The organism is Cupriavidus sp. 8B (assembly GCF_054589115.1).
In genome coordinates this window covers 1-18,656 of the sequence record NZ_BAAILO010000187.1, presented here as the reverse complement: position 1 = coordinate 18,656, position 18,656 = coordinate 1, and the positions used below count along the sequence as shown (strand labels likewise).

Annotated in this window: 19 protein-coding genes and 1 pseudogene; 14 read left to right on the top strand and 6 right to left on the bottom strand. The window is 67.5% G+C overall.

The features are described 5' to 3' along the window. Positions 1-41 precede the first annotated feature (41 nt). Positions 42-1,208, top strand: a complete 1,167-nt coding sequence (locus ACYP5B_RS18760; RefSeq protein WP_459570699.1) for a mandelate racemase/muconate lactonizing enzyme family protein — start codon at positions 42-44, stop codon at positions 1,206-1,208. Positions 1,209-1,370: 162 nt separating this feature from the next. On the opposite strand, the gene ACYP5B_RS18755 is transcribed toward ACYP5B_RS18760, so the two are convergent. The 4 genes from ACYP5B_RS18755 to ACYP5B_RS18740 form a co-directional block, all read right to left on the bottom strand. Next, positions 1,371-2,174 carry an N-acetylmuramoyl-L-alanine amidase family protein gene (locus ACYP5B_RS18755; protein ID WP_459570698.1) on the bottom strand — a complete coding sequence of 268 codons (804 nt, stop codon included), beginning with the start codon at positions 2,172-2,174 and terminating at the stop codon, positions 1,371-1,373. Positions 2,175-2,237: 63 nt separating this feature from the next. Beyond that, the gene (locus tag ACYP5B_RS18750) at positions 2,238-2,921 is read right to left on the bottom strand and encodes a hypothetical protein (protein ID WP_459570697.1); all 684 of its coding nucleotides are present in this window, start codon (positions 2,919-2,921) and stop codon (positions 2,238-2,240) included. 66 nt (positions 2,922-2,987) lie between these two features. Next, the gene (locus ACYP5B_RS18745) at positions 2,988-4,382 is read right to left on the bottom strand and encodes a selenium-binding protein SBP56-related protein (RefSeq protein ID WP_400098649.1); all 1,395 of its coding nucleotides are present in this window, start codon (positions 4,380-4,382) and stop codon (positions 2,988-2,990) included. A gap of 111 nt (positions 4,383-4,493) precedes the next feature. After that, positions 4,494-5,237, bottom strand: a complete 744-nt coding sequence (locus ACYP5B_RS18740; protein ID WP_459570696.1) for a YoaK family protein — start codon at positions 5,235-5,237, stop codon at positions 4,494-4,496. Positions 5,238-5,384: 147 nt separating this feature from the next. Here ACYP5B_RS18740 and ACYP5B_RS18735 point away from each other — a divergent pair, with 147 nt between their 5' ends. The 11 genes from ACYP5B_RS18735 (at position 5,385) to ACYP5B_RS18685 (ending at position 15,005) form a co-directional block, all read left to right on the top strand. Further along, a complete protein-coding gene (locus ACYP5B_RS18735; RefSeq protein ID WP_459570695.1) occupies positions 5,385-6,314 on the top strand; it encodes a dioxygenase family protein in 930 nt (309 codons plus the stop codon). A 24-nt stretch (positions 6,315-6,338) separates the two neighbouring features. After that, complete coding sequence (locus ACYP5B_RS18730) at positions 6,339-7,106, top strand: SDR family NAD(P)-dependent oxidoreductase (protein WP_400098653.1); 768 nt, start codon at positions 6,339-6,341, stop codon at positions 7,104-7,106. A gap of 78 nt (positions 7,107-7,184) precedes the next feature. After that, complete coding sequence (locus ACYP5B_RS18725) at positions 7,185-8,069, top strand: beta-keto acid cleavage family enzyme (RefSeq protein WP_318236451.1); 885 nt, start codon at positions 7,185-7,187, stop codon at positions 8,067-8,069. A gap of 61 nt (positions 8,070-8,130) precedes the next feature. Further along, positions 8,131-9,108, top strand: coding sequence for a quinone oxidoreductase family protein (locus ACYP5B_RS18720; RefSeq protein WP_459570694.1), 978 nt, complete (start codon positions 8,131-8,133; stop codon positions 9,106-9,108). Beyond that, a complete protein-coding gene (locus ACYP5B_RS18715; protein ID WP_318236449.1) occupies positions 9,105-9,443 on the top strand; it encodes a cupin domain-containing protein in 339 nt (112 codons plus the stop codon). The genes ACYP5B_RS18720 and ACYP5B_RS18715 overlap by 4 nt, the downstream gene beginning before the upstream one ends. A 29-nt stretch (positions 9,444-9,472) precedes the next feature. Continuing rightward, positions 9,473-9,598 (top strand): hypothetical protein, encoded by a 126-nt coding sequence (locus tag ACYP5B_RS18710; protein WP_400098688.1) that lies wholly within the window; start codon positions 9,473-9,475, stop codon positions 9,596-9,598. Positions 9,599-9,720: 122 nt separating this feature from the next. After that, the gene (locus tag ACYP5B_RS18705; RefSeq protein WP_400098684.1) at positions 9,721-10,641 is read left to right on the top strand and encodes a tripartite tricarboxylate transporter substrate binding protein; all 921 of its coding nucleotides are present in this window, start codon (positions 9,721-9,723) and stop codon (positions 10,639-10,641) included. A gap of 100 nt (positions 10,642-10,741) precedes the next feature. Continuing rightward, complete coding sequence (locus tag ACYP5B_RS18700; protein WP_400098656.1) at positions 10,742-11,773, top strand: LacI family DNA-binding transcriptional regulator; 1,032 nt, start codon at positions 10,742-10,744, stop codon at positions 11,771-11,773. 489 nt (positions 11,774-12,262) lie between these two features. Continuing rightward, the gene (locus ACYP5B_RS18695; RefSeq protein ID WP_400098686.1) at positions 12,263-12,934 is read left to right on the top strand and encodes a response regulator transcription factor; all 672 of its coding nucleotides are present in this window, start codon (positions 12,263-12,265) and stop codon (positions 12,932-12,934) included. A 34-nt stretch (positions 12,935-12,968) separates the two neighbouring features. Further along, positions 12,969-14,174 (top strand): sensor histidine kinase, encoded by a 1,206-nt coding sequence (locus tag ACYP5B_RS18690; protein WP_459570693.1) that lies wholly within the window; start codon positions 12,969-12,971, stop codon positions 14,172-14,174. 48 nt (positions 14,175-14,222) lie between these two features. Next, positions 14,223-15,005, top strand: a complete 783-nt coding sequence (locus ACYP5B_RS18685) for a helix-turn-helix transcriptional regulator (protein WP_459570692.1) — start codon at positions 14,223-14,225, stop codon at positions 15,003-15,005. A gap of 69 nt (positions 15,006-15,074) precedes the next feature. Here ACYP5B_RS18685 and ACYP5B_RS18680 read toward each other — a convergent pair whose 3' ends face one another. Then, complete coding sequence (locus tag ACYP5B_RS18680) at positions 15,075-16,007, bottom strand: LysR family transcriptional regulator (protein ID WP_318236442.1); 933 nt, start codon at positions 16,005-16,007, stop codon at positions 15,075-15,077. Between the two features lie 185 nt (positions 16,008-16,192). On the opposite strand from ACYP5B_RS18680, the gene ACYP5B_RS18675 reads away from it, so the two are divergent. Beyond that, on the top strand, positions 16,193-17,212 hold the full coding sequence (locus ACYP5B_RS18675) for a tripartite tricarboxylate transporter substrate binding protein (RefSeq protein ID WP_459570691.1): 1,020 nt from the start codon (positions 16,193-16,195) through the stop codon (positions 17,210-17,212). 11 nt (positions 17,213-17,223) lie between these two features. Continuing rightward, entirely contained in the window at positions 17,224-18,303 is a 1,080-nt protein-coding gene (locus ACYP5B_RS18670; RefSeq protein WP_459570690.1) for a maleylacetate reductase, read from the top strand. Positions 18,304-18,312: 9 nt separating this feature from the next. Here ACYP5B_RS18670 and ACYP5B_RS18665 read toward each other — a convergent pair. Further along, positions 18,313-18,429 (bottom strand): annotated as a pseudogene (locus tag ACYP5B_RS18665) (FAD-dependent oxidoreductase); the annotation flags it as partial. Positions 18,430-18,656: the final 227 nt, after the last annotated feature.

Below are 18,656 nucleotides of genomic sequence, written 5' to 3'. Positions count from 1 at the left end.
ATCAGTGCACGCCCGGCGTGCCAGTTCCAGGAGACGCTCCAATGAAAATCGTGGAAATTCGCGAGAAGACGGTGCCCATCAGTTCGCCGATCCGCAATGCCTATATCGACTTCAGCAAGATGACGCTGAGCGTCGTCGCCGTGGTGACCGATGTCATCCGGGATGGCAAGCCCGTCATTGGCTACGGCTTCAATTCCAATGGCCGCTACGGGCAGGGGCTGCTGATGCGTGAGCGGTTCATCCCGCGCGTGCTCGAGGCGGACCCGGCGGCCTTCATCGACGACAACGGCACCAACCTCGATCCCCACAAGATCTGGGCGGCGATGTTCGCCAACGAGAAGCCGGGCGGCCACGGCGAGCGCTCGGTGGCGATCGGCACCATCGACATGGCGGTGTGGGATGCGGTGGCAAAGATCGAGGGCAAGCCGCTGTTCCAACTGCTGGCGGAGCGCTACGGCGACGGCAAGCCGGAGCGCAAGATCTTCGTCTACGCGGCAGGCGGCTACTACTACCCGGGCCAGGACCACGGCAAGCTCAAGGATGAGATGCGCAGCTATATCGATCGCGGCTATACGGTGGTCAAGAAGAAGATCGGCGGCGCCTCGCTCGACGAGGACCTGCGCCGCATCGATTCGATTCTCAGTGTGCTGCAGGATGGCCAGAAGCTCGCGGTGGATGCCAACGGCCGCTTCGACCTGGACACCGCGGTCCGCTACGCAAAAGCCCTCTCGCAATACGATCTGTTCTGGTACGAGGAGCCGGGCGATCCGCTCGATTTCGCGCTGCAGGCCACGCTGCGCAACTACTACGACAAGCCGATGGCAACGGGCGAGGACCTGTTCTCCATGCAGGACGCGCGCAACCTGATCCGCTATGGCGGCATGCGGCCCGACCGGGACTGGCTGCAGTTCGACTGCGCGTTGAGCTACGGCCTGGTGGAGTACCTGCGCACGCTGGACATGCTGCACGAGCACGGCTGGTCGCGCACGCGCTGCATTCCGCATGGCGGCCACCAGATGTCGCTCAATATCGCGGCCGGGCTTGGCCTTGGCGGCAACGAGTCCTATCCAGACCTGTTCCAGCCCTACGGCGGCTTTCCCGATGGCGTGAAGGTCGATAACGGCTACATCACCATGCCGGACCTGCCGGGCATCGGTTTCGAAGGGAAGGCCGATCTCTATCGCGCCATGCAGGCCCTGGCGGGCTGATCTGCCCGATCTGCGTTGTCGTGCTCCCCTCTCCCGCCTGCGGGAGAGGGGCCGGGGGAGAGGGCGGGCGCGTGTTACGCCGTTGTGCTGGACGTATCGATCTGCGCCACGCGCGTCTTCAACGCGTCAAGCTCGCGCTCCAGGGAGTCCGGCCTGCGCTCATCAGGGAGGCAAGCATGAGCGAGCACTCGCTGTTGTCGCGCCAAAGTCGCCTGCACAGAACCGGGCGATGGCCGCGCCGATCGACTCGGCAATCCTCTTCCTGTATGCCGGATCTTCAAGCCGGATTTCCTCGGCACGGTTGACGATCACCCCGGCTTCGAACAGCACGGCCGGCATCTTCGTGGTGGCCAGGACCTTGAGTGCATCGAACTGGTAAATGCCCAGGTCCGGGTCGACCAGTTCCCTGCTCTCGCCTTCGATCTTCTCGGCATGGTGCAGGGTAGGGCGCAGGCACTGCTTGTGCAGCTCGGACCCCAGCACGCGCGCGAACCGCAGGCTTTCGTCCGGCTGCCGGTTCTGGCCGGAGAAAAAAATCGAGTAGCCGCTGAAGCTGTCGCTGTACTGCTGCGGCTTGTCCTGATAGGTCCATGCGGAAAGATAGCGCGGCTGGACCGAGTCGTGATGGAGCGACAGGAACAGATCCGCCCCCCGGCGATTCGCCAGTCCGGAGCGGTCTGTCAGCGAGATATCCGCACCGTTCTCATTGGTCTGGAATACCTTTGCGAACCCCATGCCCTCCAGCACGGGCACCAGCGTTGCGGCGAGGCGCGTGTTGAATTCGAACTCGGGCGCGCCACGTGCGCTCGTGGCACCGGGATGCGCTGCCGTATGTCCCGCGTCAATGGCAATCGCGAAACGGCTCCTGTCGCACTGTTGCGATGCCGGGCTCGCCGGGAGCGATAGCGTCAGCGCCAGGCCGGCGAGCACCAGCCGGGCCAATCGCACCGGAGTCAGACACTGCATAACTTGCACCTGCGCCAAATCGATAGGCCCTCGATTCTATCGGGTTGCCACCGGCCTGGACGCCTACATCAACAGCAATGCCGCGCCGCAACCCGTCAGCGCCACCGTCCACACCCGGTCCAGGTTGATCCAGCCGGTTCGCAGGAAACCCAAGCCGATGCGGTCGTACACCAGCAGCGCCACGGTGCCGATGGCAAGCAGCATGGCCAGCGTGTGCAACCCGAGCGCCAGCAGCGCCGGCATGAACGGTCCGCCCGCCGCCGGTGCGCCCGCAGCGGCGCGGCACAACGGCAGCAGCACCGGCACCAGCATCAGCCCCGCGCCGTGCGTGCCCGCCATCAGGAACGACCATAGGGCGAGCCCGGCCATGCTGGCCTGCATGCCCACGCGAAGCCGCTGGCGGTGGCCGCGCAGGGCATGCCAGGCGGCCCAGCCGATCAGCACCGCGCCGCCTGCGCGCGCCAGCCATTGGGGATCGAGCAGGCTGCCGAGCGTGAGCGTGGCGGCCAGCACCAGGGCCACCGCGATGGCGTGGCCGAGTGCGATCGGCAGCAGCGCCAGCAGCACCACCTTGCGCCGCCCGCGATGCAGCCCCAGCGCCACGGCAAACAGCCAGCCCATGGCGGGATTGACGCCGTGGAACAGGCCCAGCGCGGCGATGGCCAGCCACGGCCACCACAGCGGCCACAGGGCGGACCACTGCGTGGCGAATTGCGTGCCCAGCGGCACGCCGGAGGTGGCGAACATGGCAGGAGCGCTATCGGTGTGATGCCGTTATGGCGTTATGGCGTTATGGCCTTATGGCGTTTGAGTCTACGGGTAGCAATACGAATCCGACGAGCAGTCACCACCCTCCAGCCTGACCTGGTGCGGGCGATGCCCCGCCGGCCAGCGCAGGAAGAAGCGCGGGTCGAAGCTGATGCCGCCTTCGGGCGCAGCGTCCAGCTTGACCATCCAGCCGTCGATGCCCTCGGGGTAGAACTGCGCATCGACCGCGCCATAGAGCGAGTTGGTGAAGTAGATGCGCCGCCCGTCGCGGCTGACTTCCACCATTTGCGGGCCGCCGTTGAGCGCGGCGCCGCCGGCCCCCGGATGCGTGGCGCGCGAGACGATGCCGCCGATGCGCACGCGGCCGGTCTGCTTGGGCGCGAACGGGTCGGAGACGTCGTACTGCAGCAGGTCGCCGGTGCCCCAGCAGGACACGTAGAGGAAGCGGTCGTCCATCGACAGGTCGATATCGCTGACCAGCGGCGGCACCGCCTTGAAGCCCTTGAGGATGGGCGGCAGCAAGTCCGGGTCCGCGCTTTCCGCGGGGATATCGATGATCTTCCGGATCGCCCATTTGCCTTCGTCCCGGTACCAGACCCAGATGGATGAGGACAGGTCCTTCAGGCTGATCACGCAATTGACGAAGCCGTACGCCTTGGTGGGGTCGTGCGCGGGGCGCAGCTCGAACACGAGCTGGTATTCCTCGCCGAAGTCGATCTCCTGCAGGTGCTTGCGTTTGGTCATGTCCCAGAAATGCAGCCGCCGGCCATAACGCGAGCCGAGCAGGATCTCCGGCACCAGGCCGTCCTCGATCATGTCGGGCGTGCCCCACTCGCTGGTCACCAGCGTGTCGTAGCCAAGGTGCCACCAGCCGTCATAGGCAAAATGCTGCGGGCCGCGCTCTACCTCCCATTGCCCGAGCGGGTCGAAGCTTTGCTGGTCCAGCAGCATGATGCCGCCCGGGCCTTTGCCCTCGCCGTTGCCCAGTGCGGTCACGTAGATGCCGCCGGGGCCGCAATGCACGGTATGCGGTCGCGAATAACCCGTCAGTTCGGCGAGTTCGCCAGGCTCGATGATCCTGGCGATGGCCGGGCGCAGCGGATCGGGCTTGGTGTCGATGATGTAGACGCGCGACGAGCGCAGGCCGGGCACCACCAGGTAGCGCCGCTCCATATGCGGGTGCGGGGCGTTCGGGCACAGGCAGGATGAGCAGGCGTTCCAGCCGAAGTGATGCAGTTCGTCGCCCACGTTGGGCACCGTGACCTGGCCGACGATGGTGCCGTAGGCTTTGGAGGCGGGGTTGACGTCGACTACCGCGATGCCGTCGGGCTGGGTACGCGTGGGATCGAACATCGCCACATAGGCGAGTGCTTCGGGCGGCGCCTTTGCGGCCAGGCGGGGCGACGGGTAGAAACTCGGGTCCGGCTTCCAGGTTGCCATGATGCGCCTCCTCGTACCTTGCCGTGGCGTTTGCTGGCTGCCACTGGCTTTGAACTATAGGACACATAGCGGCGGACGTCGGGCGCCAGGCGCAACGCCAGCGCACCGGCACTACGCCTGTCTCCCCGCCAGGGCCGCGGCCGGCCCGGCCCGGTAGCTGTACGCCAGCGCCAGCAGGATGAAAATCGGCACGGCGAGACACCAGTACGACGCCAGCACATAGGCATACGCGCCGGACACGGCGCCGGCCGCGAACGCGGCGATGGCGGGGACCATCTTGCGCAACCGGTTCTTCGCCGCGGCCACCTTGTCGGCCGCGGCGCTGCGCAGCTCGACCAGGTCGATGATGACCTGCGTGCTGTTGCCCGTCATGATGGTGGTCGGCACGTGGTCGGTCAGCGCGATCCGGGATTGCGCGTTCTGGATCGCCATGGCGGCCACGCCCAGCATCCCGGTTGCGATGGCCGATGGCATGTCGGGCGAGGCCATGGGCGAGGCCACGCAGCCCGCCAGCATGAAGCCGGCAAGCAGCACGCCCTGCGCGACCAGCAGCGGCGGCAGCGGCGGCTTGCCGCGCGCCTGCATGGCATCGACGGCGATCTTGGTCGCCGCCACCGACAGGGCGAACACCGGCAGCGCCAGCAGCTTGGCCAGCACGCCGCCGGTCGCGTGCGCCAGTCCCACGCCGAGCATGACGAAGTTGCCGGTGACATGCGCGGTGAACAGGCCGAACAGGGCAATAAAGCCCACTACATCGACGTAGCCCGCCACAAGGCTGAGCATGGCGGCCTTGAAGACCTCGCGGGCGATTGCCGGCGCTTGCGCGGGCGGCGTGGACTGTGATGTGGTCTGCATGGCTGGATTCATGTTTGTGAAGAGGAGGGCGCTCGCCCGTACTACAGCATAGGACGCGTGGGCCAGTCCAATTGCAAATGTCCTTGATTTTTTCAAAACCCGGCCCATAATGCAAACGTTTGCAAAAAACGGGAACCAGAGACGAATATGGAGACGACACTTGCCCCGAGGCTCGGCCGCGGCCTGGCCGTGGTGGACGACGAACACACGCTCAGCCAGCTGGTCAAGCAGGCCATGCGCGATACCACCGACCCGCGCCTGCGGCACGTCGTCGACGCGCTGGTCGATCACCTGCACGCGTTCCTGAGGGAGGTGCGGCCCAGTGACGAGGAGTTCGAGTTCGGGCTGCGCTTTGTTGCGGCGCTAGGCCATGCGACCAACGCGACCAACAACGAGGTAGTGCTGGCGGCCGATGTGCTCGGGCTGTCGACGCTGGTCACGCTGATGAACAACGGCATCACCGATGGCCGCACGCCGGGCGCCTTGCTTGGCCCGTTCTATCGCGGCGGGGCGCCGTCTTACGAATGCGGGGATTGCGTGGTGCAAGGCGAGACGCCGGGGCTGCCACTTTTTGTGACGGGGCAAGTGCGCAGCACGGCAGGCGAGCCGCTGGCCGGCGCGCTGGTGGAAGCGTGGCAGGCATCGCCGGTTGGCCTCTACGACAACCAGGACCCGTCGCAGCCGGACAAGAACCTGCGCGGCGCCATCCGCACCGATGCGCACGGCCGCTTCCATTTCCGCTCGGTGCGCCCGGCAGGCTATCCGGTACCGACGGGGGGCCCCGTCGGCCAGTTGCTGGCCGAACAGAACCGGCATCCCTATCGCCCCGCGCACATTCATTTCATCGCCGCCGCGCCGGGCTATCGCACGCTTGTCACGCAGGTGTTCGCCGACGATTCCGAGCATCTCGAGTCGGACGTGACCTTCGGCGTGCACCGCGAACTGGTTGGCCATTTCCGGCGCGTGGATGAAGGCACGAGCCCATGGGGCGACTTCCCGGCACCGTTCTACACGCTGGATTTCAACTTTGTCCTGGAGCCGGGCGAGCAGACTTTCCCGACACCGCCGATCGACTGATTACCAACCACAGAAGAACCGACAATGTCCATTCAACATCAAGCACCGGCGACGCAACTTGCCGGCAAGGTTGCCGTGATCCTTGGCGGCACCGGCGGCATCGGCATGGCGACGGCGCACAAGCTCGCCATCCTTGGCGCCAGCGTGGTGCTGGTCAGCCGCAATGCCGAGACTTCCGCGCGTGCGGTGGCCGAATTGCCGCCGGGCAACCACCACGCGGCGGTGGCGCAGATCAGCGATACCGCATCGCTGCTGCGCCTGGCCGATGAAGTGAAGGGCAAGTACGGCCGCATCGACATGCTGGTCAACAGCGCGGGCTTTACCAAGGCGATTGCGCATGCCGACCTCGACGCGCTGGACGATGCGCTCATCGATGAGATGTTCGCCGTGAACTGGCGCGGCCAGTTCGCCGCGATCCGCGCCATGGCGCCGCACCTGAAGGCAACGGGCGAAGGGCTGGTGGTCAACGTGGGATCCATCGCGGGGCGTACCGGCATGGGCAGCAATGTCGCGTACTGCGCGGTAAAGGCGGGGCTGGACATGATGGCCATATCGCTAGGCCGCGCGCTGGCGCCGGAGATCCGCGTGCTCAACGTGTCGCCCGGCGTGGTCGACACCGATTTCGTCCCCGGGCGCGACAGCGCCTTCAACGAGCGCGCGGCCAGGACCACGCCGCTCAAGCGCATCGGCAGGCCAGACGACGTCGCCGATGCCATCGTGGCCTGTGCCACCTCGCTGCGCTTTTCCACCGGCACCACCATCGTGGTCGACGGCGGCCGCCAGCTTGGCTGATCGCGTCCCTGACGCATTGTTCAAGATACCAATACCAATACCAATACCAATACCAATACCAATACCAATACCTTCACCATGCATAGCAGAAAGACCATCATTACCTGCGCCGTCACCGGGAACATCGTCACCCCCGAGCAACACCCCGGCCTGCCGGTGACCCCGGCGCAGATTGCCACGGCGGCGCTGGAGGCGGCCGAGGCGGGCGCGGCCGCCGCCCACATCCATGTGCGCGATCCCGAGACCGGGCGCCCCTCGATGGCGCTCGAGTACTACGCCGAGGTGATCGAGCTGATCCGCAAGCGTAACAAGGCGCTCATCATCAACCTGACCACCGGCCCCGGCGGACGCTTCGTGCCGGGCGAGGACGAACCTCGCAACGCCGCCCCGGGCACCACCCTGGTCCGTCCGGAAGTGCGCGTCGCGCATATCGCCGCGCTGCGCCCGGATGTGTGTTCGCTGGACCTCAACACGATGAATTCCGGCGCGGACGTGGTCATCAATACGCCCCGGAACGTGCGCAAGATGGCGGCCATCATCCGCGAGGCGGGCGTGATGCCGGAGCTTGAGATCTTCGACTCCGGCGACCTCCACATGGCGCGCGACTTCATCCAGGAAGGCGTGCTGGACGGCCCCGGCCTGTGGACCTTCGTGCTCGGCGTGAAATACGGTTTCGCGGCCACGCCGGAGACCTTGTTCTACGCACGCAATATGCTGCCGCCGGGCGCGCACTGGTCCGCCTTCGGCATTGGCCGCGCGGAGTTCCCTATCGTGGCGCAGTCGTGGCTGGCGGGCGGGCATGTCCGGGTTGGCCTGGAGGACAACCTCTACCTGGACAAGGGCGTGCTCGCCCCGGACAACGCGGCGCTGGTCGCCAAGGCGCGCGACATCATCAAATCGCTGGGCGGCGAGCTGGCGTCGCCGCACGAGGCCCGGGCCACGCTCGGCCTGCGGGCGGCATGAACGCGGTGACAAACACCGACACCAACACCAACACCAACACCAACACGAACGCCACATCACCATGAACACTATCCGCGTCTCCCAGAAGGCCGCGAACATCGACGCGCTGCAACTCGAGTTCGTCGGCATTCCCAAGCCAGTGCCCGGCTCCGGCCAATGCGTCATCGAAGTCGCCAGCGCGGGCGTCAACCCGAGCGATGTCAAGGCCACGCTGGGATTGATGCCGCACGCCGTGTGGCCGCGCGTGCCCGGCCGCGACTATGCCGGCGTGGTGGTGGACGGCCCCGCGCACCTGCTGGGCAAGGAAGTGTGGGGCAGCGGCGGCGAGCTCGGCATTCGCCGCGATGGCACGCACAGCCGCTACCTGACGCTCGACGTTGCCGCGGTGCGTGAGAAGCCCGCCAACGTGACGTTGCAAGAAGCCGGCGCGGTTGGCGTGCCGTTTGTCACCGCCTACGAAGGCCTGCGCCGCGCCGGCCTGCCGAAGGCGGGCAGCGTGGTGCTGGTATGCGGCGGTAACGGCAAGGTTGGCCAGGCCACCATCCAGATTGCCACCGCGCTGGGCGCGCGCGTCTTCGCCGTGGAGCGCGAGGCCGGGTCGTTTCGCGGCCACGCCAGCAGCACGGTGCGCATGCTGGACGCCAGCCGCGACAACATCGCCGAAGTGGTGCGCAACGAGACCGGCGGGCACGGCGCGGACATCGTCTACAACACGGTCGGCAGCCCGTACTTCGAGCAAGCCAACAAGGCCATGGCGATCGGCGCCGCGCAGATCTTCATCTCGACCATCGACCGGGCGGTGCCGTTCGATATCTTTGCCTTCTACCGCGGCCAGCACACGTATGTGGGCATCGACACGCTGGCCATGGACAGCATCGCGTGCGCGGCGGTCTTCGATCAGCTCGGCGCCATGTTTGCCGCGGGGCAGCTCAAGCCCTTCCCGGTGCATGCGGACTACACCTACCCGCTGATGCGCGCCGCCGCGGCTTACCGCGCGGTGCTGCAGGGCGCCCCGGAACGCGTGGTGCTGATGCCATGAACACGACCCGGTTCGCCGCCGCGCCGGCCTACTTCCCGCCCCGGCACGAGGGGATGCGCTGCCTGCGCCTGCAGGGGCATGAGGCCGGGCCGTCGGCCTCGCTCTGGCTCGGTGTCTCGGTGATCCTGCCGGGCGGCCATACCGGGCTCGATGCTTCGCCGATGGAAAAGCACTATGTGGTGCTGGAGGGGGAAGTCACCATCAGCACCGGGACGCAGGTCGTGCACCTGGCGCAGTACGACTCGGTCTGCCTGGCGCCGGGCGAAGCCCGCAAGGTGGAGAATCCGGGCAACCGTCCCGCCATGCTGCTGCTGGCCATGCCGTACCCGCCTTGAATTTTTACTTTGTTTGCAAACGTTTGCAAATGCTTCAACTTGACCAGGCAAACGACAACAAGAAGAACGCCATCTATTTCGCCATCAACAACCTCGGCGTCGCGGCAGGCGCCGACCCACAAACCTTTGCGCTAGGCATGCGCCACAACTTCTAACCCGCGAACCTGACCATCGAGCCGCCCAGCCCGCCCGGAGCGATCCGGCGGGCCCCGAGGCGGTGGAGGAGACAACCGTGATTCGAAACACCCTGCTGTGCGCCACCCTCGCGGTGAGCGCCATGGGCGCGCTCGCCCAGCCCCAGTATCCCGCCAAGCCGATCCGCCTGGTGGTGCCATTCTCGTCGGGCAGCGCCACCGACATCCTCGCCCGGATCGTCAGCACCCGGCTGGGCGAATCCGGCCGCTATCAGATGATCGTGGAGAACCGGCCCGGCGCGGGCGGCACGCTCGGCGCCGGGCTGGTCGCCAAGGCCGCGCCGGACGGCTACACGCTGATCCTGGTATCGGTCGGGCATGCCATCAATGCCACGCTCTATCCCAAGCTGTCGTACGACACGGTCAAGGACTTCGCGCCGGTGACGCTGGTGGCGACGGTGCCCAACGTGCTGGTGGTGAACAGCGCCAGCAAGCTTGGCTCGGTCAAGGATGTGGTGGCAGCCGCCAAGGCGAAGCCTGGCACGATGAACTTCGACTCGGCCGGGTCCGGCAGTTCGACGCACCTGAGCGGGGAGTTGTTCAAGATGGAAGCCGGCGTGGACATCGCGCACATTCCCTACAAGGGCACGGGCGAGGCGCTGACCGATGTCATGGCGGGCCGGGTCGACCTGATGTTTGCGCCCACTGTCTCCGCCATGCCGTTCGTGCGCCAGGGCAAGCTCAAGGCGCTGGCGGTGACCACGCCGAAGCGGGCCACCGCCTTGCCGGACATCCCGACGGTGGCGGAGTCGGGCTTGCCGGGCTATGCCTTCGAGTCATGGTTCGGCGTGCTGGCGCCCGCGGGCACGCCCAAGGAGATCGTAACCGCGCTCAATGGCGAGATCGCGAAGGTGCTGGCCACGCCGGAGGTGCGCGAGCGGCTGTCGGCGCAAGGCGCCGAAGCGCGCACGTCCACGCCGCAGGAGTTCGAGCGCTACATCAAGGCGGAGATCGCCAAGCTGGCGCCGGTGGTCCGGCAGTCGGGCGTGCAGGCCGGGCAGTAGGCGGCGCGCAAGGCAGCCGGCAAGGCAGCCGGCAAGGCGGCGGGCATCTTCGCTTAAAATGGCGTGTTCTTACTCACCGCAAACCAGCCTTTCTGCCCGCATGGACCAGCGCAAGCGTATTACCCTAAAGGACTTGGCGGCGAAGGCGGATGTCCATTACTCGACCGTTTCCCGGGTGATGAATGCCGCCACGCGGCACCTGGTCGCCGATGAGGTGGCCGAGCGCATCCTGCATATGGCGGACGAGCTCGGCTTCCGGCCCAATCGCATCGCCGCCGGGCTGCGCACCAAACGCTCCGGGCTGATCGGCGTGGTGCTGCCGGATATTTCCAACCCCGTTTTCCCGCCGATCCTGGCCGGGCTCGAGGGCGTGCTGGCCTCGCAGGGCTATGTGCCCATCGTGGTCAATGTAGGGGCCGACAAGACGCGCCAGCGCTTTGTCATCGACCAGATGCTGGGCCGCCAGGTCGACGGCCTGATCCTGGCGACCGTCGAGCGCGAGGATGCCGTGCTGGACTACTGCGTCAAGCAGAACATCCCCGTGGTGATGGTCAACCGCGGGGAGGATCTCGGCCGGGTGCCCTGCGTGGTCAGCGACAACCTGCTCGGGATGCGGCTTGCCGTCGATCACCTGGTGGCGCTCGGGCATCGCCGCATTGGCCATATCGCCGGGCCGGACTCGCTGTCCACCGGCCACCAGCGCAAGCAGGGCTTTATCGATGCGGTGCGGCGCAACAAGCTGCGCAAAAGCGAATGGATGATCGTGGAAGCGGCAAGCTACGGCCGCGAAGCGGGGCGCGAAGCCTGCCGCGCGCTGCTGGCGCAGTTTCCGGCGCTGACCGCGATCGCCGCGGGTAACGACCTGGTGGCGCTGGGATGCTATGACCATCTGCGCGAGGCCGGCATTGCCTGTCCCGCGCGCGTCTCGGTGATCGGCCACAACGATATGCCCTTTGTCGATGCGCTGACGCCTCCGCTCACCACGATCCGGATTGCCGTTCACGAGATGGGCGTGCAAGCGGCGACGCTGCTGCTGGCGCGCATCGAGAATGCGAAGGCCGAAGCTGCCAGCGTGGTGCTGCGCCCGGAGCTGATCGTACGCGGCTCGACCGCGCCGCCGGCGGCGGACTGACGAGGACGCCTGCGCCGCGGCCAGGCGCGCTACAGGCAACCAAGCGCATTTTCCGGGAATCGCGCCGGTGGTCAACTACACATTCATGTAGCTGGCACGGTGCATCGGCTTCAAAGCCAGGCGCAGCAAGGGCTGCAGGCCATCTGCAAGCTGTGCGGAGCCGGCGCGGCAGCGTTTTGGGCCTTGATCTTCCGGCGCCTTGATTCATAATGCAAACGTTTGCAAAATCGACGCGATAATGCCGGAAAGCGGGAGGCTGGCGGCCCATTGCGGCAGGTGCCTGTGCATGGGCTCACGCCCCCGTTACACCCAGGGATGGGCGGTGCACACCCCTGGATAATGGCCTGCCTCATGCGGATAGGGAAGAATCGCGCAGCCCGCCCGGCGGGTTGGCGCATCTCGCGCTGCGGATTTTCCCGGAACTTGAGAAGAAAGGACTTCAATGATCATCGCTCGCCTCGTCTCCAGGTGCCGGGCATAGGGCGCGGCATGGCGACACCCGGCAGCTATCCCAGCCCTGGCGGCGCGTGGCTCGTCGACGACGGCGTGGTGCTGGTCGTTGACGATGACGCGGCCCTGCGCGATGGCATTGCCAGCCTGTTCCGCTCGATGGATATCCAGGTCAGGACCTTTGCCTGCGCGGCCGAGTTCCTGTGCTTCCCCATGCCCGACGTGCCGTGCTGCCTGGTGCTGGATGTGCGCCTCAGGGGGGCCAGCGGGCTGGAGCTGCAGGCCATGCTGGCCGAGGTGGGCTGCCCCGTGCCGGTGGTGTTTATCTCCGGCCACGCGGACGTTGCCATGTCGGTCATGGCGATGCGGGCCGGCGCAACCCATTTCCTGACCAAGCCGTTCCGCGACCAGGACCTGCTCGATGCGGTGACGGAAGCCCTCGGCAGGGACGCGCAGCGGCGTGCTTGCGAGCGGCGCGGGCGCGAATTGAAGGCCGCGTTCGATACGCTGACATCGCGCGAGCGTGAAGTCATGGCGCTGGCGGCGGCGGGCCTGATGAACAAGCAGATTGCCGACGACGTGGGCCTGAGCACGGTCACGGTCAAGATCCACCGGGCGCAGGCCATGAAGAAGATGGGCGCGCGCACCTTTGCCGAGCTCGTGGTGATGGCGCACGTGCTTGGCTTGACCGACGCGGCGGCCCAGGCATGATCACGCTACGTTTCGCGCCGCAGGCGAATGGCCCATGAGACCGTGCTCCCCACGCCATTCGCCGCGCAACTCTCTACGCAAGGGCAGCCTGGGCAACGCCCGCGCGAGGCGGGGCGGCCTGCATGAGAGCGAGGCCTCTCTGGCCGAGGGCCAGCGCATCAGCAAGACCGGCAGCTGGCAGTGGTGGCCGGCGCGGCGCGAGATGCGCTGGTCGGCGGAGATGTACCGGCTCTTCGGGCTCGACCCCGACCCTGGCACGCCGGGCATGCACACGCTGGTGGCGATGATCCATGCCGACGAGCGTGCCCGCGTGCTCGGCGGCATGGCCCGCGCGTGCAAGGAGGGCGTGCCGTTCCAGCAGGAGTTCCGCATTGTCTGCCACAACGGCGAAGAGAAGCACCTCATCTGCGTGGGACAGCCGCGCCGGGACAGCGAGCACAGCCTTGGCTTTGTCGGTACCGTGGCCGATATCACGGAGCGCCGCCGCGCCGAGGAAGTGCTGCGCGTGGCGCAGGCGGAACTGGCGCACGTGTCGCGCATCGCCGTGCTGGGCGAACTCACGGCATCCATCGCGCACGAAGTCAGCCAGCCACTGGCTGGCATCATCACGTATGGGGAAGCCTGCCTGCGCTGGCTGGACCGGCCGCAACCCAACCTGGAGGAAGCGCGCAGCGCGGTGCAGCGCATGATCAGCGAGGGCCGGCGCGCCAGCGCCGTCATTGGCCGCACGCGCGCGCTGGCGGCCAAGAGCGCGCCGCAGCGCGCGCCCGTGGACCTGGGCGCGGCCCTGGATGAATCCCTGGCGCTGCTGATGCCGGAGATGCGCAACCAGGGCGTGGCGGTGTCCGCCCATGTGGTGCCGGGCCTGCCGGCGGTGCTGGGCGATCGCATCCAGCTGCAGCAGGTGCTGATCAACCTCCTGCTCAATGCCATGCAGGCCTGCGCGGCGGTGCCCGCCGGCCAGCGTTCGATCCTGGTGCGGTGCGAACGGCTCAGCGCCGCGCCGCCGCGGGTGCTCTGCACGGTGCAGGACACGGGCCCGGGCATTGCGCCGGCGAATATCCCGAACCTGTTCGACGCGTTCTTTACCACCAGGCCCGAGGGCCTGGGCATGGGAATGGGCTTGTCGATCTGCCGCTCGGTGGTGGAGTCGCACGGCGGGCGCATCTGGGCCGACGAGCAGCCGGGCACGGGCGCCACATTCCGCTTTACGCTGCCCGCGCGGGAAACGCGCTTATGATGGGCGTTTGACACAAGTCATCCCGCAGCAGGTGGGCGGTTTTTACACATGCATTCTCCCGATATTTCGCTTGGCGCCGCGATTCCCGCCGATGCACCCTCCGCCCTGGCCATGCTGCTTGGCGACATCGACCGTGCCCAGGATATCGAGGGGCTGGCGGGCGCCGTCTGCACCGCCGCCAGGCTGCTCGGGTTCAATCATTTCTATTTGCGCTACAGGGGGCTGCCGGGATCCGGCGCATCCGGCGCTGCTAGTGCCGGTTCGCTGACCAGCCTGCCTGGCGGCGCCAGCCTGCCGCTGGAAGCCCACGGCGAGGCCCTGGCAGCGCTGGTGGTCAAGGCGCGCGATTCCCTGGGGCCGGTGGTGTGCAGCAGCGGGGAGCCCTTGGTGCGGGTCCCCGGCGACGCGGCGCTGGCGCGGGCCGAACTGGACCGCCGGCTGACCGCGGCCATTGCCTTTTCCGCCAGCATGCCAAGCCGCGAGATGGGCACGCTGGCGCTGCTGTCGCTCGATGGCAGCGCGGGCGACGATGAGGCCGCCGTCTGCCGCGCGCGCCTGTTTGGCCCGTCCATCACGCAAGCCGTGCTCGACCGCTTCTGCGTGATCGCGCGCGGGCGCGCCGGGCCGGCGGTGGCGCTGACGGCGCGGGAGCTGGAGGTGCTGCGTTGGGTGGCGCTGGGCAAGACTTCCTGGGAGGCCGGGCAGATCCTCGGCATCTCCGAGCACGGCATTTCCCACCACATGCGCAACGTGATGCGCAAGCTCGATGTGGGAAACCGCTTGCAGGCGGTGCGCACGGCGATTGCCCTGGGGCTGCTGCCAGGCGAATAGCGCGGCCCGGCTGGTGTGGGTAATCCTGCGTATTCCTCACAAGCCTGCACAAGCCTGCACAAGCCCGCGCTACTCGCCCACCGGCGCCATGGCCACCTGCCAGCGCGGCGGGCTGCCGATGCTGGCGCTCAGGTGCTCGCAGAATGCCCGCACCTTGGCGCTGGCGCGCGGCAGTGCGCGCAGCAGGTAGATGCCGGTTTCCGGTTGCGGGGCCAGCCCATCCATTTCCAGCTCGATCAGACGGCCATCGCCGATATCGCCGCCGATCGACCAGTCCGGCATCAGGGCAATGCCCAGCCCCTGCAGCACCGATAGCCGCCGCGCATCGCAGTCGTCGCACTCGAAGGCGAACATGGCCTGTTGCGCGACGTCGCCATCCAGCAGCTCCCGCCAGCCGCGCATGCTGGTGCTGTGGCGGCGGTCGATCAGCCGGTGGCTGCCCAGCTCGCTGGCGTGCCGCGGCTTGCCGTGGCGCGCCAGGTAGGCCGGCGCAGCGCAGATCACGTAACGCTGGCTGGCCACGCGCTGGGCGATCAGGCTGCTGTCCGCTTGCTGGCCCACACGGATCACCAGGTCGATGCGTTCCACCACGGGGTCGACGATGCGCTCGGTCAGGTCCAGCTCGATGGCCAGGCGCGGGTACTTGTCATAGATGGCGGCCAGGTGCGGCACCACGTGGCGCCGGCCAAAGGCGGGCAGGCAGCTTACGCGCAGCAGGCCGCTCACGCCTTGCTCCAGCGAGGTGACCTCGCTGCGCGCGTCGGTCATGTCGTGCAGGATCTTGACCGCGCGCTCGAACAGCAGGTTGCCGGCGTCGGTGCGGACCAGTGCGCGGGTGGAGCGGGTAAACAGCGCCACCTGCAGCTCGTTCTCCAGCGAATCGATCTGGCGGGCCACCGATGAGGCCACCATGCCCTTGCGGCGGGCCACGGCGGAGAAGCTGCGCGCCTGTGCCACCTCGACAAAGATCGAAAGATTCTCAGCAAATTTCGCCGATTCCATTTGTGCGTCCTGTGCAAAGGCATTTCGCGGCCAGACCCGATTGCCCCGGCCGATGCTACAGGTTAGCATCGATCGCAGGCCTCCTGCTCGGGCCATCTTGGCGAATTTGGCAAAAGCAGAGCATCGAGCACCCGCCTCGGCGGGCACGGTGCGGCGAGGCACGATCACCGCAACAGGAAAACATAATGACGATAAGACTGGAGACTAGCAGGCCCGATCAACCCGTCGCCGCCGCGCGCGGCAAGGCGGTGCTGCGGCGCATGGCCGCCACGGCCGCGCTGGCGCTGGGCTTTGCCGGGGGCGCGCACGCGCAGGCCTACCCGGCCAAGCCGGTCACGCTGATCATCCCGTTCGCGGCCGGCGGCACGGTCGACAAGGTGGGCCGCCAGATCCAGGAGGACTTCCGCAGCCGCCTTGGCCAGACGGTGGTCATCGAGAATCGCGCCGGCGCGGGCGGCACCATCGGCACCGGCGCCATCGCCCGCAGCGCGCCGGACGGCTACACGGTGGGGATGATCTTCGACTCCTTCGCCACCGAATCCTCGATGTATCCGAAGCTGCCCTACGCGCCCGAGCGGGACCTGACCGGCGTGTCGTACATGGTGCGCTCGCCCATGGTGCTGGTGGTGCCGGCCAGCTCGCGGTTCCAGACGCTGCAGGATTACGTGGCCGCCGCCAGGAAGCCGGCCACCGTTTCCTATGCCTCGGTGGGCGCCGGCAGCTCCAACCAGCTGGCGGCCGAGCTGTTCCACGAGACCGCGGGCACCAGCGGCATCCACACGCCTTACAAGGGCGGCGGCCCGGCCATCTCGGATCTGCTTGGCGGCCACGTCGATTCGATGATTGCCAGCTTGCCGCTGGTGCTGCCGCATATCCAGGGCGGCAAGCTGCGCGCGCTGGCGGTGACCTCGCCCAAACGCGATGCGCACCTGCCCGCGGTGCCGGCGATTGCCGAGACCTACAAGGGCTTCGAAGTCTATTCGTGGGTGGGCATGATCGCGCCGGCCAAGACGCCCGAAGCCATCCTGAACCGGCTCGCGGTGGACATGAGCGCCACCCTGCGCGACCCCAAGGTGGCGCAGCGCCTGGCTGACGGTGGCTTCGAGGTGGTGGCGGGCGGCCGGCAGGAGATGAATGCGCTGGTCAAGAGCGAATCCCAGCGCTGGGCCCGCGTGATCAAGAGCCGCAATATCGTGGCCGACTGAGCAAGCGCATCATGAAATCCTTCGTCTACCAAAGCCATCCGCAGCGCGTGGTGTTTGGCGCCGGCGCGCTGGGCCAGCTCGGTGCCGAGATCGACGCGCTGGGCGCGCACCGCGTCCTGGTGCTGTCCACGCCAGGCCAGCGCGGCCAGGCCGAGCACGTGGCGGACCTGCTGGGCGCGCGTGCCGCGGGCGTCTTCGACGGTGCCGTGATGCACGTGCCGATCGAATCCGCGCGCGCCGCCCGCGAGCAGGCCGCGCGCCTGGGCGCGGATTGCGCGGTGGCGATCGGCGGCGGCTCCACCATCGGGCTGGGCAAAGCCATCGCGCTGGAGTCGGGCCTGCCGATCGTGGCGGTGCCCACCACGTACTCGGGCTCCGAGATGACACTGATCTTCGGCCTGACCGAAGGCGGCATCAAGCGCACCGGCCGCGACGCGCGCGTGCTGCCGCGCACCGTGGTGTACGACCCCGAGCTCACGCTCGGCCTGCCGCTGATGCTGAGCGTGACCAGCGGCATCAACGCCATCGCGCACGCCGCCGAAGGGCTCTACGCCAGCGACGCCAATCCCGTCACCAGCCTGATGGCCCGCGAAGGCATCGCCGCGCTGGGCCGCGCGCTTCCCGCGATCCGCCAGGCGCACGCCAGCGGCAGCGCGCCGGACATGCTGGCCGCCCGCAGCGATGCGCTGTATGGCGCGTGGTTGTGCGGCAGCGTGCTGGCCAACGTTGGCATGTCGCTGCACCACAAGCTGTGCCATACGCTGGGCGGCAGCTTCAACCTGCCGCACGCCGAGGTGCACACCATCGTGCTGCCGCACGCGCTGGCCTATAACGCGAGCGCCGCGCCGCAGGCGATCGCCACGGTGGCATCGGCGCTTGGCGCGGCGAGCGCTCCACAAGCGCTGTTCGATCTGGCCCGCGACAATGGCGCACCGGTTGCGCTGCGCGATATCGGCATGCAGCTCGCCGATCTGGATCGCGCTTGCGAGCTCGCCTTGCTGGACCAGTACCCGAATCCGCGAGCGCTGGAGAGGGCGGCGATCCGGCAACTGCTGCAGGATGCGTTCGAGGGGGCGCGGCCTGCGGCATGAGGGCCGCAATCAGTGCGCTGACGCCGCCACCCGCTTACCCACGTATTCGCCGATAGCCAGCGATGCCGTCAGCCCGGGCGACTCGATGCCAAACAGGTTGAGCAGGCCGGGAATCCCGTGCTCGCTACGCCGGCGCCGATTACGGCGCAGTCAATGCGTTCCATTTGGGATGGCTCCGGGTGATTGGGGGGCGATTGGGGGGCGATTGGGGTTGTTGGTTGCAACTGCAACTGCAACTGCAACTGCAACTGCTTAACGTCAAAGTCAACTGCAGTTTCACCACCCCTGCGGGGCGGCGACCTACTTTTTTGTCTTGCCAAAAAAGTAGGCAAAAAAGGCGCGCCGGATGGGGC